Raw genomic sequence first — 15,049 nt, forward strand, 5'->3', positions numbered from 1 at the left:
GCCCGGCCCTGCGGGGGGTGAGAGACATCATTTCTGGCTCCTGACTGAACGGGGAATTAAAGAGCGTCGGAATCGCGCTCGCCGGTGCGGATGCGGACGGCTTGATCGAGGGGGCTGACGAAAATCTTGCCATCGCCGATCTGGCCGGTGCGGGCGGAAGAGGAAATCGCCTCGATGGTCTTCTCGACAAGTTCGGCGGCGACCGCGACTTCGATCTTCAGCTTGGGGAGAAAGCTCACGGCATATTCGGCGCCGCGGTAGATTTCGGTATGACCTTTCTGGCGGCCGTATCCTTTGACTTCCGTTACTGTCAGACCGTGCACGCCAACCACGGTGAGCGCGTCGCGCACCTCGTCCAGCTTGAACGGCTTAATGATAGCCATCACGATTTTCATCTGCTGTTCCCTGTATTTTTATGCGAAAACCTGGGCGTCTCGCTGCTCGTGTCGCTTGCTGGGGCGATTCTTGGGTCGCTTTCTGGGCGGGCCTGCCGGAACGGATCGCCAGCCGGCGCTCTGGTGCTTAACAAGGACCATGCCAGAAACCAGCAAATAACCAACCTATTGAAAATAAGGCTCTTATTGAGAGATTGGGGCGAAACCCGCAGGGCCGCACGGCGGCTGCTCAAAATTTGGGCCCCCAACGCCGCGCGTCGGGCAAGATCGGCTGTTATTTAATCACGCCTGTCCCTGAGCGACTTCCGAAGGACGCCGCAGGCGGATCAAACCCTCCTGCGCCACCGAGGCGATCAATTCGCCGTTGCGCGAATAGAGGGCGCCACGGCTGAAACCCAACGCGCCGAAAGCATTGGGGCTGTCTTGCACATAAAGCATCCATTCGTCGGCGCGAAAAGGGCGATGCAGCCACAGGGCATGGTCGAGGCTCGCCGCCTGGATTTCGGGGTCGAATACCGAACGGCCATGCGCGATCAGCGACGTGTCGAGCAAGGTCATGTCGGAAAGATAGGCCAAGGCCGCCCGGTGAATGGCGGGGTCGTCCGGCAGGGCGGCGGATGTCCGCACCCAGACCTTCTGCACAGGGTCCTCTTGCGCGCCCCGGGACACATAGCGCCCTGCGTCCACCGGGCGCAATTCGATCGGTCGCTCGCGTTCGAAATAGCGCCGCACCGATTCGGGCATCCGCGCGCCATGCGCCGCCAGAAACTGGTTTTCATCCGGCAGGCTTTCCGGCGCCGGCGCCGGGGGCGGCGGCGTGGCGTGCTCCAGCCCCGGTTCGGGATTATGAAAGGAGGCGGCCAGCGAGAAAATCACCTTGCCGTGCTGGATGGCTTCGCAGCGGCGGGTGGCGAACGAGCGCCCCTCGCGCAAATGCTTGACCTGGTAGACAATGGGCACGCCAGGATCGCCGCCGAGCAGGAAATAGGCGTGGAGGGAATGCGGGATCAGGTTTTCCACGGTGTGCTGCGCCGCGACCAGCGCCTGGGCGATGACCAGGCCGCCGAACACCCGCTGCCAGCCGACCTGCGGACTGCGGCCGCGAAAAAGATTCTCCTCGATTTTCTCGAGATCGAGAATCGCCAGAAGATCGATGATGGCTTTCGTCATGCCGGAGTCCTGGGAGAATCGCCGGCGGGAAAATCGCCCGGCTATTGGGCAAGCCGACAGAAGGGAAAGCGACGTCGCCCGAATGGCTGGACCCCGGCCAAGGGGCTCGGCGGTTGAATTGGTTCATAGTCGAACGCTTTTTTGCGGCGCCGTCAAGCCTGTGCCTGTTCCCGAAAAGTTGCGGATTTCCAGGAGATGGACCGTCGTCTAAAGATAGTCGTGAGCCTTTTCAGTTTCCACCGACCATAAAGGCGTCCTGCTTTCAGATCGCCTCGTTGTCGGTTTCTCCGGTGCGAATGCGAACCGCGCGTTCGATTGGGGAAACGAAAATCTTGCCGTCCCCGACATGGCCGGTATGGGTTGCGGCGAGCAAGGCTTCTATTACCAAATCGACCTGATCGTCGCGCACGACGACTTCCACGCGCATTTTAGGCAGGAAGTTCACGACATATTCCGCGCCGCGGTAGATTTCGGAATGACCTTTCTGGCGCCCAAACCCCTTGGCTTCGGTGATCGTCATGCCCTCGATGCGCAAATCGGTCAATTTTTCGCGTACATCGTCGATTTTGAAGGGTTTTATGATGGCGGCAATGAGCTTCATGGGATGGGCCGGAATGAGGATCCGCGTCAATCTTGCGGGCGCGGATAGTCGCATCCTCCGGCAGAATGCACAACTGCGCGCCATTGTCGCGGGCTGGCCGCTAACCGGCTGCGCGCTGGCGTCATTCCTCGATGCGGCGGGCCTCTTCAGGCAGCATGATTGGAATGCCGTCGCGAATCGGATAGGCGAGATGGGCCGCCAGCGACACCAGTTCGTTGCGCTCGCGGTCGTACCGCAAGGTTGTCTTGGTCACCGGGCAGACCAGAATTTCCAGCAGGCGCGGATCGACGCCGGCGGTTCCGGCGGAATTTTTCAAAACGGCCGGTGCGGCGGAACCGGGGGAAGCGGAGTCATTCATCGTAAAATCCTATTGCAGCGGCTTGACCGCATGGGTGGCGCGCGACAGCGCGACTTCCGCCAGCGCCAACAGCAGGTCGGAGCGCGCCGCGAGATCGGGCGCCTCCAGCAGAGCCTGTTTCTCCGTCGGATTGAACGGACCAATCATCGCGAAAACCGCGATCATGTCGAAATCGGGCATGGCTTCGATGTCGGTGCGGGCGATATCGAGATTGAGCGCCTGGGCGAGGTTGAAAGCGATGCCGTTGAGGTTTTCCCGCCGATCGGGCGAAATGGTTTCCTCGGGCGCGAAATCCTCGGCGAAACTGCCGAAATCGACCCGCGCCTGACGATAGGGCGTAGGTGCGTCGAGTTCGGCGACGAGTCGGAAGCGGGCGATACCGCTCAGCACCGCGAAATAGCGACCGTCGCCGGTTTCCGACAATTGGGTGATGCGGCCTGCCGCGCCCACATTGCGCAGGGCGGGGGTCTCGCCCGGGCCGGCGTCGGCGCCGCCCGCCGGCTGAACGATGCCAATGATGCGCTCGCCGCGCATCGCGTCGTCGAACATCGCGAGATAGCGCGGTTCGAAAATATTCAGCGGCAATTGACCTCCCGGAAGCAGAATCGCGCCGGCAAGCGGGAACACCGGTATGGCCTCGGGCAGGTCGGAGGCCCTGGAATAGGTCTTGTTCATCGCCATGGCCGGTCCGATCACGAAAAGAGCAAGGAAGACAATTGTTTACGCGCCGAAATCGTCGCCGGATCGAGCGGCCCCCAGCTTTCGAACAATTGCAGCAGCAACTTCCGCGCCGCGTCGTCGCTCCAGGCGCGGTCGCGCCTGAAAATACGCAACAATTCCTGCGCGGCGGCGTCGCGGCGGCCGGCGCCGTTGAGCGCCACGGCCAGATCATAGCGCGCCTGAAGGTCGGTGGGGACATTTTCGACGCGCGCCAGCAGATAAGCGAGATCGCCGACCGCGCCGGCCTGCTCCTGCAGCGCGAGGGCGGCGCGCGCCGCCGCCACCGGAGCGGCCTGCGCCTGGCTGGCCGGGATGGCGTCGAGAATGGCCTTCGCCTCATCGGGATTGCCGCGTGCAAGACTGATCCGCGCGAGGCCCGCCAATGCGCCGACGTGTTCCGGCTCCGCCTGAAGGAGTTCGACGAACACCGCTTCGGAGCCTTCGTTATCGCCGGAGTCGAGCAGGGCCTGAGCTTCCGCGAAAAGTGCTTCGACATCCGGGCCGGCCGGGCCGGCGCAGCGAGCGATGAAAGTCTTGATCTCGCTCTCCGGCAGGGCGCCCATGAATCCATCGACCATCTGGCCATCGCGAAAGGCGACGACCGCCGGGATCGACTGGATGCCGAGTTTTTGCGCGATTTGCGGATGTTCGTCGATATTCATCTTGGCGAGACGGATTTTGCCGCTCGCCTCCTTGACGATTTTTTCGAGAACCGGGCCCAATTGCTTGCAGGGGCCGCACCAGGGCGCCCAGAAATCGACGAGGACCAGCCGGCGCGTCGATTCATCCATGACTTCGGCGCGAAAGCCCTGCAAGGTCACGTCGATCAGGTCGGCGGCCTTCGAGGCGCCGACAGTTTGCGAAGAAAACCTGTTTTCCGCCTGTGGCATTGCGCGTCCTGTCGTTTTCCGTCCGGGGGTCCCCGCCGGAGCGGATCTTTGCCGTAAAATGGCGGCCCCGCGCGTCTTTCGCAACCGCTTATGCAATTTTGTCCGGCGATGCTTCGAAAAATTTCATAATAACAAATTAGCAAAAATGTGCGCCGGCGCCCTGTTGCAATGTCCAGGCGTTTACGGCATATAGCCCGAACGATGCGTAAGCGTCGTCCCACGGATGCGGGTGTAGCTCAGGGGTAGAGCACAACCTTGCCAAGGTTGGGGTCGAGGGTTCGAATCCCTTCGCCCGCTCCAGAATTTCTCAAGAAAACCAAGAGGTTGAAAGCGGTCCTTCGGGGCCGTTTTTGCTTAGAAAGCCCGGGCCATCCGGCAATCTGAGCACGTTCAACGCATTTGAACGGAAACCGCCGGATAACCTGGCGCAGCTTTGGCGGTATCGGGCACCAGATCGCCCTCGCCTATCCATCAACAGGCCATCGTTCTAACCCATTGCGGATTCGCTCCCCTTAGGCCTAACAGTCGCCGGATTGCCGGCCGATTTGGTGGGACACCCTTTTTGCTAGCAGGGGCTGGCGAACACGGAGCCATGCACCGCTCACTAGCCGTTGATGGTGAACTCTGGCATCCTGTGCCCTTCAGTCGACTCGGAGACCTTCTGATGCCGGATGAGATCCTGACCCTGGCGGAAGTGGCGCAGATGCTGAAGGTCGCCGACAAGACCGTGTACACGATGGCTCAGCGCGGCGAGGTTCCTGCATTCAAGGTCCGCGGACAGTGGCGCTTCAAGCGCGACGATCTCGACCAGTGGATCGAGCAGCAGAAGCTATCCCAGCGCGACCATGACAAACCTGATGGGGGGCGCGGATGAACCGACGTGACCCCGACGGGTGCGGGCCATGATGACGACAGACTGCCAGGCGAAGTATTTCGCCTATGACCTCACACGGCGGTATGCGCCGGACAGCGCCGAGCGCATGGCCGGCGCTGTTGCGGGCGCACAGGTCGATCTCAATCCGCATCAGGTCGACGCCGCGCTGTTCGCCTTTGCCTCCCCGCTGTCCAAGGGAGCGCTGCTGGCCGATGAGGTAGGGCTGGGAAAGACGATCGAGGCTGGCCTTGTCATCTCTCAGCGTTGGGCGGAGCGAAAGCGCCGCATCCTGATTATCGCGCCGTCCAACCTGCGGAAGCAGTGGCACCAGGAACTGAGTGAGAAGTTCTTCCTTCCGTGCGCCATCCTGGAATCGAAGTCGTACAATCAGGCCATCAAGGCCGGTAATTTCCGGCCGCTGGACCTCGATGGAACGGTCGTCATCTGTTCCTACCAGTTCGCGCGGAGCAAGGCGGCGGACGTTCACGCCACGCCGTGGGATCTCGTCGTCATCGATGAGGCCCACCGGCTTCGCAATGTCTACAAGCCGTCGAATGTCATCGCGAACACCCTCAAGCAGGCGCTCGCGCAGAAACAGAAGCTGCTTTTGACTGCGACGCCTCTGCAAAACTCGCTTTTGGAGCTTTTCGGCCTCGTCAGCTTCATCGACGAATACACGTTCGGCGATCTCAAAAGCTTCCGCGAGCAATTCGCGAACGCCGCGCCCGACCGTGTGTTCAATCTTCTGCGGGAGCGCCTGAAGCCGATCTGCCATCGGACGCTGCGGCGGCAGGTCACCACATACGTTCCCTATACCCGCCGGTATCCCATCGTCGAGGAATTCACCCCCGAGGATGGCGAGGACAAGCTTTACGATCTCGTGTCGGAATACCTCCGGCGGAACAATCTGCAGGCGCTCCCTGCCAGCCAGCGGTCGCTCATGACTCTGGTCCTGCGCAAGCTGCTGGCGTCCTCCACATTCGCGATCGCGGGCGCGTTGACGTCGATTTCGCGCCGCTTGCAATCGAAGCTCGATGATGACGCGGCACTCGGCTCCGCCGAAGAGGATTTGGCTGAAGACTACGAGGCGCTCGATGAGACGGAAGATGAATGGACCGACGATGACAAGCTCGAACCCCTAACGGCCGCTGACCGAAAAGCGATCGAGGCGGAGATCGCTGATCTGACCGGGTTTGCCAAGCTTGCCACCTCGATCGATCAGAACGGCAAGGGCAAGGCCCTCCTGAAAGCGCTCGGCGTCGCCTTCGCCAAGGCGGAGGAGCTCGGCGCCGCCAAGAAGGCGATCATTTTCACGGAATCCCGCCGCACCCAAGCGTACCTCCTGCGCGTGTTGGCCGACAGCCCCTACGCCGAGGGCATTGTCCTGTTCAACGGCACCAACACCGACGAACGTTCGAAAGAAATCTACGCCGCCTGGTTCGCCCAACATCAGGGCTCGGATCGCGTCTCCGGCTCCCGCACCGCCGATATGCGAGCAGCGCTTGTGGACTACTTCCGCGACAAAGGTCGCATCATGATCGCGACCGAGGCCGGGGCCGAGGGCATTAACCTCCAATTTTGTTCACTGGTCGTGAATTACGACCTGCCCTGGAATCCCCAGCGTATCGAACAGCGGATCGGCCGTTGCCATCGCTATGGCCAGAAGCACGATGTCGTCGTCGTGAACTTCCTCAACCGCAAGAACGAAGCGGATAAGCGCGTCTATCAGCTGCTCTCTGAGAAATTCAAACTCTTCGAAGGCGTGTTCGGCGCGAGCGACGAGGTTCTCGGCGCGATTGAGTCGGGTGTCGATTTCGAAAAGCGCATCGGGAGCATCTACCAGAAATGCCGCCAGACGGACGAGATCAAATCGGCATTCGACCAGCTGCAACTCGAACTGAGCCTCGAGGTCAACGAGGCGATGAGCCAGACGCGGCAAAAGCTGCTCGAGAATTTTGATGACGAGGTTCGCGAGAAGCTGAAGATCCGCGATGACGACGCGAAGGTCTATCTTGACCGCTTCGAGCATCTGCTGATGCGCCTGACGCAGCATGAACTGGGTTCGGATGCGGAATTTCGGAATATCTCCACGTTCGAACTGCGGTCTCGCCCGTCATGGCCGAGCGCGCGCGATATCCCGCTCGGCCTCTATGAATTGCCCAGGCGCTCGGGCGAGGCGCATCTCTATCGGCTGAGCCACCCCCTCGGTGAAGCCGTTGTTGAGCGGGCAAAGGCGAGAAAGCTCACGCCCGTGCAAGTCACCTTCGACTATACCAACCATGTGGGACGGATCAGCGCGCTTGAGCCATTTCGTGGTCGGAGTGGATGGCTCAGTGTCTCAGCACTGACCATCGAGGCGCTCGACACGCCAGAAGACCACATCCTTCTGGCCGGCGTCGGGGATGACGGCGTGTTCTTGAGCCGTGATGAGGCGATGCGCCTCCTGACGCTACCGGCGGATGATGGCGCCCCGGTGGAAACCCCTGCGATATTGGCCGACGACCTCAGCGCCCGGCTAGGCCTTGAGGCCGGCCAAATTCAGCGTGTCGTCTCAGAACGCAATGCGCGGTTCTTCGGCGAAGAAGCGGACAAGCTGGATGGCTGGGCGGATGACCTGAAGGTCGGCCTGGAAAGGGAGATCAAGGAAATTGATCGTCAGATCAAGGAGGCGCGGCGTGCCGCGACGGCGGCGTTGACGCTAGAAGAAAAGCTCGCCGGGCAAAAGCAGATCAAATCGCTGGAGGCGCTTCGCAACGCCAAACGGCGCAACCTTTTCGAGGCGCAGGACGAAATCGACAGGCAGCGCACAGCGCTCATCGCGCAAATCGAAGCGAAGCTGGAGCACAAGACCGACATAACCTCATTATTCACGATTCGCTGGTCGTTGGTCTGAGCCGATGCCCACACCTGCAGAGAAACTCAGCCACATCGAAGACGCGCTACGGCGCAGATTTTTTCCGCTGGTGCCAATGCGCACCCAGAACTGGACCGAAGCGCAACACGATATCGATCGATGTTCACGTTCCTTTGCCGCCTACGCCATCTGCGGATTGTGCGCGGCCGAAGATGCGATCGGGGTCGGGTCGTTGGTCGATGGCGGAAATGACGGCGGCATCGATGCATTGATGTATGACCGCGTCGGAAACCGACTGATCGTCGTTCAGTCGAAGTTTAAGCGCCCGCGTGATCCTGCAAATCCGCAGGGCGCGGGGCCAGATCAGGGCGAGACCCTCAAATTCACGAATGGTGTGAAGGCGCTGATCGAGCGACGGTTCGATGGGTTCAATTCGGCGATCCTCGATCGTCTCGATGAGGTCGAGGAAGCTCTCGACACGCCTGGGGTGAAAATTTGTCTCGTTCTGACGTTCCTGGGAGAGACCTTGGATCGCCATGCGCGTGACGATCTCACGGCGTTGATTGCGGATACCAACAGGCTTACTGAACGCATGAGTCTGGAGATTGTGGGCCTATCGCGCACCTATGACTGGCTCGTGGCCGAGCAAGCGCCGAATACCATCGACGTCGACATCACGCTTGAAAATTGGGCGTCGATCAGGACTCCGCGAAAAGCGATCTATGGACAGATTAGCGGCGAAGAACTTGCGCGTCTGGTCGGTACACATGGCACAGCGCTCTTTGAGCGCAACATAAGATTCTACCTAGGCTCGATCGGCGTAAATGCCGCCATTGAGGATACCGTTCGTCGTAGACCCGGCGAATTCTTCTATTTGAACAATGGCATCACCGCCGTCGCGGAAAGAATCACGCCAGCAGTTGGCAACAGTGACCGATGCGTTTTCGGACTAAAGAAGGTTTCCATCGTCAACGGTGCTCAGACTGCCGGCTCCATCACCACGGCATCGCTCTCGGGTGCCATCTCGCCGGACGCTAAACTACTGATCACAGTGATCGAAATCGGCACCGCCGTGGACGATCTGGGCGTCAAAATCACGCGGGCACGCAATCACCAGAACGAAGTACGCGGGGTCTATTTCGCCGCTCTTGATCCGAATCAGGAGCGCCTGCGGCAGGAGCTTGCAGTCGTCGGTATCAAGTACCACTACCGCCCTTCCGCGGAAGCACGAGCGCGACGCGATGATGCCTTCACCCTCGAAGATGCTGCGGTCGCACTCGCCTGCCTATCCTTTCCGGTCGCGCACAGCAGGGCACGCTCTCGTTCGGCACATAACGCGATAGACTTTGTAGTCACCGCCAAAAAGGAAATCGGCCGGCTCTGGGAGCAGGACGGAACAATCTACGGACAAATCTTCCCTTCGACGCTTTCCGGTCTGCGTGCATGCAGGCTTGTCCGCATCTACAGTTTGGTTGATCAAATCCTAGCAGCCAGCGAGCGATCAGAAGGGATTTACTATCGCCGTATGTTCTTCCGGCATGGTCGGTACTTCGTGATGGCGTTTATCGCGCACCGCCTGCCAGAGGTCATGCGCCGGCAGCAAATCGCAATCTCGTTGGATGATGAGCGGCTGATTTCGCTACAGACCAACGAACTTGCGGAATTGATCTACGCCCAATCGGTTCCCCAGCAGACGTTCAAGGGCTACCTTTCGATCTTCCGCAATTTGACCGATTCCCAACCGCTCGCTGATGCCGTTCTCGATCGGCTGGCTGAGCAGGCCGCCGCCGCTCGCGCAGCGGCGGCAACTGCCCCGCCATCAAACGCCCCAGGGCAACCCAATGCGGATGCACCATGACCAGAAAACAGAAGCTTGAGCTCACATGGGTGGGCAAAGAAAATAGACCGCAGCTAGAACCTCGCATTCTGCTTGAGGAGCCCGCATTGTCTTTCCATGCGAGCACGCGCGTTACCGACGACGATATTTTCGATAACCGGCTGATCTTTGGGGACAATCTCCTTGCGCTGAAGGCACTGGAGCAGGAATTCTCGGGCAAGGTGAAGTGCGCCTACATCGATCCACCATTCAATACACAACAGGCGTTCGAATATTACGAGGATGGGTTAGAGCACTCGACATGGCTGAACCTGATTCGGGATCGGCTTGAGATATTGCATCGCTTAATTTCTACAGATGGCACTCTATTCGTTCACATAGATGATAATGAGCTCGGATATTTGCTCGTGGTTCTTGACGAAATATTCGGTCGCCAAAATCGGATTTCGATCGTCACTTTCAAGCAGGGGGCCGCGACTGGACACAAGGCCATCAATCCTGGGGTCGTCAGCACTTCAAATTTCATTTTGATTTATGCGAAGGATAAGAGCTCTTGGTCGCCAAGGCGAATCTACACCGCGCGCGCGGAGCGCGACAAACGATATGGACAATATATTATCAATTCGGAGGATGATTTCCGAAAGTGGCGATTCGTTACCCTGAGTGCTGCATTTGCTACCAGCATGGGCCTTCCTGAGAAGGGCATAAAGAAGGAGCTTGGTGACGAATACGAAGTAAAGTTGTCAGAATTTGTCCACCGAAACCCGAAGAGGGTTATCCGTCTAGCGCGCCCCGATTATAATGCGGTTAGTCAGGATGCACGCAACTTAATCGACGTCTCAAAAAGCGCACCATCTGAGGTCCAACTATTGAACCGGAGTGGATATTCGCCGATGTATTTCACGAGAGGCGAAAGGATATTATTTTATGCAGATAAATTGAAAGAGATAGACGGTGAGCTGATTGCAGGAGAGCCGCTCACAAGTATTTGGGACGATTTGCTGTCAAACAACCTTCACAATGAGGGTGGGGTTGATTTTCCCAAGGGTAAGAAGCCCGAGATGCTCATCAAGCGCTGCCTTGAACTGAGCACCGAGCGAGGTGATTGGGTTCTAGACTCATTTGCGGGATCCGGAACAACGGGCGCAACAGCTCACAAAATGGGTCGCCGTTGGATAATGATTGAACTCAGGGACCACTGTAACACGCATATTCTGCCAAGGCTTCAACGGGTCATCGAGGGGTCCGATACAAGTGGAGTTTCAAAGGCCTGCAATTGGTTAGGCGGTGGTGGCCTTCGCTATTTTAAGCTGGCGCCATCCCTTCTTGAAACTGACCGCTATGGTCGTGATGTAATCAGCAAGGCTTATAATGCCGAAATGCTGGCGGAGGCGCTTTGCAAGTTGGAGGGCTTTACCTACGCTCCAAGCGATAGTGTATATTGGCAGCACGGCGCTTCGACCGAGCGCGATTTTATCTATGTTACGACTCAGTCGTTCTCTCAAGAGCAGCTATCTCTTTTGAGCGATGAGGTTGGGTCTGATCGCTCACTCCTTGTGCTTTGCTCATCATTTCGGGGCAGTCCGGCTGCATTTCCGAACCTGACGGTCAAAAAGATTCCTAATCACGTCAAGAATCGCTGCGAATGGGGTCACGACGATTATAGCCTAAATGTAGAGAACCTCCCGAAGCCCACGCTGGACATGCGATTGAGGGTCGACCCAGAGGCCCATACCTCGCAGCGCCAGACAGACATGTTTGGTATTGAGGGAGGTAAGTCATGAACCGCCATGTCAACGCTATCGCCGGACGCCTGAGCCTGCGACCGCCGCAGCGGCGCTCGCTCGAAATTCTCGACCGGGTTTCTGAGATTGTCCCTCCGAAGAAGGGGGGCGACTTGGACGCTGCGCTGGCCGCCATTCGTAGTGAATTCCCAACCGTCGCCGATTTCGAACGTGAATTTCCAAGCCTCTGTTTCGCGCTGGCCACCGGTGTCGGCAAGACCCGCCTGATGGGCGCGTTCATCGCCTACCTGCATCTTGCGCACGGGCTGAACAACTTCTTCGTGCTGGCCCCGAACCTGACGATCTACAACAAGCTCATCACCGATTTCACGCAGAACACGCCGAAGTACGTCCTGAAGGGCATTTCCGAATTTGCCATCTCCCCGCCGGTCATCACCACAGGCGAGAACTATGAGCGGCAGATTGCGAGCGGCGGCAATCTGTTCCCGGTAACGATCAATATTTTTAACATCTCGAAGATCAACTCCGAGGTCCGCGGCGGGCGGTCGCCCAAAATCCGTAGCTTCAAGGAGGAAATCGGCGAGAGCTACTTCGAGTATCTCGCCGGTCTCGACGACCTCGTACTGATCATGGACGAATCCCACCGCTATCGCGCTTCGGCGGGCATCCGCGCCATCAATGAGCTGAAGCCGGTCATCGGCCTCGAACTGACGGCCACGCCCTTCGTCGAGACATCGCGCGGGCCGGTCCCGTTTCAGAACGTCATCTTCGACTATCCACTTGGGAAGGCGATGGCCGATGGGTTCGTGAAGGAGCCGGCGGTCGTCACGCGGGAGAACTTCTCCCCGATCGGAAAATCGCCAGAGTCAATCCAGCAGATCAAGCTCGAAGACGGGGTGCGCCTGCACGAGAGCGTCAAGGTTGATCTAGAAACCTATGCGCGCCAAGTTGGCGAATGCATCGTCAAGCCGTTCATGCTGGTCATTGCCCGCGACACGACACATGCCGCCGAGCTGATGCAGCTCATCAAATCCGACAGCTTTTTTGAAGGCCGCTACAAGGAAAAGGTCATCCAGGTCGATTCCAGCGTGAAGGAGGAGGAGACGATCGAACGTCTGCTCAAGGTTGAGCATACCGACGAGCCGACGGAGATCGTGATCCACGTCAACATGCTCAAGGAAGGCTGGGATGTCACCAACCTCTACACGATCGTGCCGTTGCGCGCCGCAAATGCCCGCACGCTCATCGAGCAGTCGATCGGGCGTGGCCTTCGACTGCCCTATGGCAAGCGCACGGGCGTGACGGCCGTGGACCGGCTGAACATCGTGGCGCACGATCGCTTCCAGGAAATCGTCGACGAGGCGAAGAAGCCTGACTCGGCAATCCGGTTGCAGCAGGTGATCCTCTCGAACGAACAGCTTCAGCAGAAGACCGTCACCGTCGTCTCCCAACCGCAGCTGGCGTCGAAACTGGGGATTCAGTCTGACGGTGCCGCGCCTTCTGCGGCCAGCAGCTTCCACGAGGCGCAGTCGGTTTTCAACGCCGATGAACAGAAGATCGCCAAGATCGCATACGACGTTATCCGGAAGTTCGAGACGCAGCCGTCTCGGTTGCCGAGCGTCGGCCATCTGCAAAGGCCAGAGGTTCAGGCGGCACTGCTCCGCGAGGTCGAGAGCCAATACCGCCCTGCGCAGATGGAGCTCGAGGGAATTGCAACCCAGCCCGATCTGGCTGCTATCGTTGCAAAGACCGCCGAAATCGTCGTCCAGCAGACGATCGACATCCCGCGTATCCTCGTCGTTCCAAAGGGCGAGGTAAAGTCGGGGTTCCGGCCGTTCACCCTTGATCTCGCTCGTATGAGGTATGAGGCGCCGAATGAAACCCTCTGGGCGGCCCATCTGCTGACTGGCCAAATCGATCGGATCGGCGTGGGTGCTGGGACGATCGATGAACAGCGTCTTGAAGACTATGTGGTCAGCGGCCTCATCGACTTCGACGACGTAGCCTACGACGAACACGCAGATCTTCTCTATGACTTGGCCGAGCAGGTCATCCGTCACTTTTTGTCATACCTTTCCGAAGAAGATGCGCGGAAGGTGCTGCGGCTCCATCAGAAGGAGATAGCCAGCTTCGTCCATGTCCAGATGCAGAAGCACTTCTGGCAGGACACGCAGGTCGCGTACGACGTCGTGATCACGCGAGGGTTCACTGAGCTTCGTAACAGCGCCTACACGGCCGCTGCTGACGAAGTGCCGCTCGATTTCCGCATCTCGCCGTCGGACAAGAGCAATATGTCGCGATACCTGTTCGGCGGATTCTCTCGCTGCCTCTACCCGACGCAGAAATTCCAGTCGGATGCCGAGCGAAAGCTTGCCGTGGTCCTGGAGCGAGAATCGCTAAAATGGTTCAAGCCCGCGAAGGGTCAGTTTCAGCTTTTCTATCGCATCGGCATTGAGGATCTGGAATACCAGCCGGATTTCGTCGCCGAGACGGAGACGCGCATTTTCATGATGGAGCCCAAGGCTTCGAACCAGATGGCTGCGCAGGACGTGATCGCGAAACAGGATGTTGCAGTGGAGTGGTGCCGACGCGCGACGGAACATGCTGCCAGCTATGAAGGCAAGCCGTGGACCTATGTCATCATTCCTCACGATGCCATCGCTGAGAACATGACGATTGAAGGGCTCGCCCGGCAGTTCGCGATAAAGGCTGACGTTCAGACCGCGTGAGTGGGACTTACGGTGCCTGCCCATCGGGCATCGCAGCAGTGCGTTCGCTGGTCCCTCGGGAACGCTGGGCATTGGTCTCTGAATCTGTGAATGGAGAACCTCAAAACGAGCGACTGCAGTTGTATAGTAAGCGTACACCCGGCGCCATTATGGCGGCACGGAGCGCGCGTTTGCTAATGATCGGACATGGATAGCAACATCTATGTTTAGGCCTATGCGCAGAACCAACACGAACCAGTTCATAGAGGTCCGAGCCGAACGGTTCGATGGAGCGCCGGTTGGCGAACGCCGGCGCTGGTCCGACGACTTCAAGGACCGAGCGATCGCGGCGTCGCTGGAGCCAGGGGCGAATATCTCGGCGCTGGCGCGTTCGCTGGATATCGCGCCGTCGCAGCTTTTCGGGTGGCGGCGCGCCGCGGCTCTGCGAGCGGAGAAGGTCGAGCGCCAGGCGGCGGCGGAGCGCGTGCGGCCAAGACGCGGCAGCGCGTGGAGATCGAGATCGGCGGGGCGGTGGTGCGGGTGAACGCCGACATTCTGGAAGCCGACCTTCGCCGTCTGCTGCGCGCGGTGCGCGAGGCATGATCCCGCAAGGCGCACGGGTGCTGTTGCGGGCGGCGGCTGTGGATTTTCGCAAGGGTCCGGAAGGACTGGTTTCCCTGGTTCGGGACGCCGGGGCGGATCCATTCGACGGTTCTTTGTATGTTTTCCGGGCGAAACGAGCCGATAAAATCAAAATTGTCTGGTGGGACGGGTCAGGTCTGTGTCTTTTCGCGAAGCGTCTCGAACAGTCGCATTTCTGCTGGCCGACTGCGGGAAGCCACGAGATCCGTCTGAGTTACGCGCAAGTCATGACGCTGGTCGAAGGGCTGGATTGGA

Annotated in this window: 12 protein-coding genes and 1 tRNA gene; 7 read left to right on the top strand and 6 right to left on the bottom strand. The window is 59.1% G+C overall.

Features of this window, described 5'->3' with window-relative positions:
• Positions 1–56 precede the first annotated feature (56 nt).
• The 6 genes from QZY01_RS01645 to trxA form a co-directional block, all read right to left on the bottom strand.
• Positions 57–395, bottom strand: a complete 339-nt coding sequence (locus tag QZY01_RS01645; RefSeq protein ID WP_294532575.1) for a P-II family nitrogen regulator — start codon at positions 393–395, stop codon at positions 57–59.
• A 282-nt stretch (positions 396–677) separates the two neighbouring features.
• A complete protein-coding gene (tesB, locus tag QZY01_RS01650) occupies positions 678–1,565 on the bottom strand; it encodes an acyl-CoA thioesterase II (RefSeq protein WP_294532577.1) in 888 nt (295 codons plus the stop codon).
• A gap of 262 nt (positions 1,566–1,827) precedes the next feature.
• Positions 1,828–2,166 (bottom strand): P-II family nitrogen regulator, encoded by a 339-nt coding sequence (locus QZY01_RS01655; RefSeq protein ID WP_294532579.1) that lies wholly within the window; start codon positions 2,164–2,166, stop codon positions 1,828–1,830.
• Positions 2,167–2,287: 121 nt separating this feature from the next.
• Entirely contained in the window at positions 2,288–2,524 is a 237-nt protein-coding gene (locus tag QZY01_RS01660; RefSeq protein ID WP_294532580.1) for a Trm112 family protein, read from the bottom strand.
• A gap of 9 nt (positions 2,525–2,533) precedes the next feature.
• Positions 2,534–3,205 (bottom strand): LON peptidase substrate-binding domain-containing protein, encoded by a 672-nt coding sequence (locus QZY01_RS01665; protein WP_294532582.1) that lies wholly within the window; start codon positions 3,203–3,205, stop codon positions 2,534–2,536.
• A gap of 11 nt (positions 3,206–3,216) precedes the next feature.
• A complete protein-coding gene (trxA, locus tag QZY01_RS01670) occupies positions 3,217–4,134 on the bottom strand; it encodes a thioredoxin (RefSeq protein WP_294532584.1) in 918 nt (305 codons plus the stop codon).
• Between the two features lie 225 nt (positions 4,135–4,359).
• Here trxA and QZY01_RS01675 point away from each other — a divergent pair.
• The 7 genes from QZY01_RS01675 to tnpB all read left to right on the top strand — a co-directional run.
• Positions 4,360–4,434: transfer RNA gene (locus tag QZY01_RS01675), tRNA-Gly, on the top strand.
• Between the two features lie 364 nt (positions 4,435–4,798).
• On the top strand, positions 4,799–5,008 hold the full coding sequence (locus QZY01_RS01680) for a helix-turn-helix domain-containing protein (protein WP_294532586.1): 210 nt from the start codon (positions 4,799–4,801) through the stop codon (positions 5,006–5,008).
• Between the two features lie 28 nt (positions 5,009–5,036).
• Positions 5,037–7,901: an SNF2-related protein gene (locus tag QZY01_RS01685; RefSeq protein ID WP_294532588.1), complete on the top strand. Its 2,865-nt coding sequence runs from the start codon at positions 5,037–5,039 to the stop codon at positions 7,899–7,901.
• 4 nt (positions 7,902–7,905) lie between these two features.
• Positions 7,906–9,720: an AIPR family protein gene (locus QZY01_RS01690; RefSeq protein WP_294532590.1), complete on the top strand. Its 1,815-nt coding sequence runs from the start codon at positions 7,906–7,908 to the stop codon at positions 9,718–9,720.
• Positions 9,717–11,483: a site-specific DNA-methyltransferase gene (locus QZY01_RS01695; protein WP_294532592.1), complete on the top strand. Its 1,767-nt coding sequence runs from the start codon at positions 9,717–9,719 to the stop codon at positions 11,481–11,483. Before QZY01_RS01690 ends, QZY01_RS01695 begins: the two co-directional genes overlap by 4 nt.
• Positions 11,480–14,173 (top strand): DEAD/DEAH box helicase family protein, encoded by a 2,694-nt coding sequence (locus QZY01_RS01700; RefSeq protein WP_294532594.1) that lies wholly within the window; start codon positions 11,480–11,482, stop codon positions 14,171–14,173. The genes QZY01_RS01695 and QZY01_RS01700 overlap by 4 nt, the downstream gene beginning before the upstream one ends.
• Before the next feature lie 578 nt (positions 14,174–14,751).
• The coding region (tnpB, locus tag QZY01_RS01705) for an IS66 family insertion sequence element accessory protein TnpB (protein WP_294532596.1) at positions 14,752–15,049 on the top strand (298 nt) is incomplete at its 3' end.

Source organism: uncultured Rhodoblastus sp. (assembly GCF_903903185.1).
Lineage (GTDB): Bacteria > Pseudomonadota > Alphaproteobacteria > Rhizobiales > Beijerinckiaceae > Rhodoblastus.

Excerpts from the sequence above, each read along its gene's own strand:
- QZY01_RS01665 (WP_294532582.1), bottom strand. The coding sequence starts at position 3,205 with ATGGCGATGAACAAGACCTATTCCAGGGCCTCCGACCTGCCCGAGGCC.
- QZY01_RS01695 (WP_294532592.1), top strand. The coding sequence starts at position 9,717 with ATGACCAGAAAACAGAAGCTTGAGCTCACATGGGTGGGCAAAGAAAAT.
- QZY01_RS01685 (WP_294532588.1), top strand. The coding sequence starts at position 5,037 with ATGATGACGACAGACTGCCAGGCGAAGTATTTCGCCTATGACCTCACA.
- QZY01_RS01660 (WP_294532580.1), bottom strand. The coding sequence starts at position 2,524 with ATGAATGACTCCGCTTCCCCCGGTTCCGCCGCACCGGCCGTTTTGAAA.
- trxA (WP_294532584.1), bottom strand. The coding sequence starts at position 4,134 with ATGCCACAGGCGGAAAACAGGTTTTCTTCGCAAACTGTCGGCGCCTCG.
- QZY01_RS01645 (WP_294532575.1), bottom strand. The coding sequence starts at position 395 with ATGAAAATCGTGATGGCTATCATTAAGCCGTTCAAGCTGGACGAGGTG.
- tesB (WP_294532577.1), bottom strand. The coding sequence starts at position 1,565 with ATGACGAAAGCCATCATCGATCTTCTGGCGATTCTCGATCTCGAGAAA.
- QZY01_RS01680 (WP_294532586.1), top strand. The coding sequence starts at position 4,799 with ATGCCGGATGAGATCCTGACCCTGGCGGAAGTGGCGCAGATGCTGAAG.
- QZY01_RS01700 (WP_294532594.1), top strand. The coding sequence starts at position 11,480 with ATGAACCGCCATGTCAACGCTATCGCCGGACGCCTGAGCCTGCGACCG.
- QZY01_RS01690 (WP_294532590.1), top strand. The coding sequence starts at position 7,906 with ATGCCCACACCTGCAGAGAAACTCAGCCACATCGAAGACGCGCTACGG.
- QZY01_RS01655 (WP_294532579.1), bottom strand. The coding sequence starts at position 2,166 with ATGAAGCTCATTGCCGCCATCATAAAACCCTTCAAAATCGACGATGTA.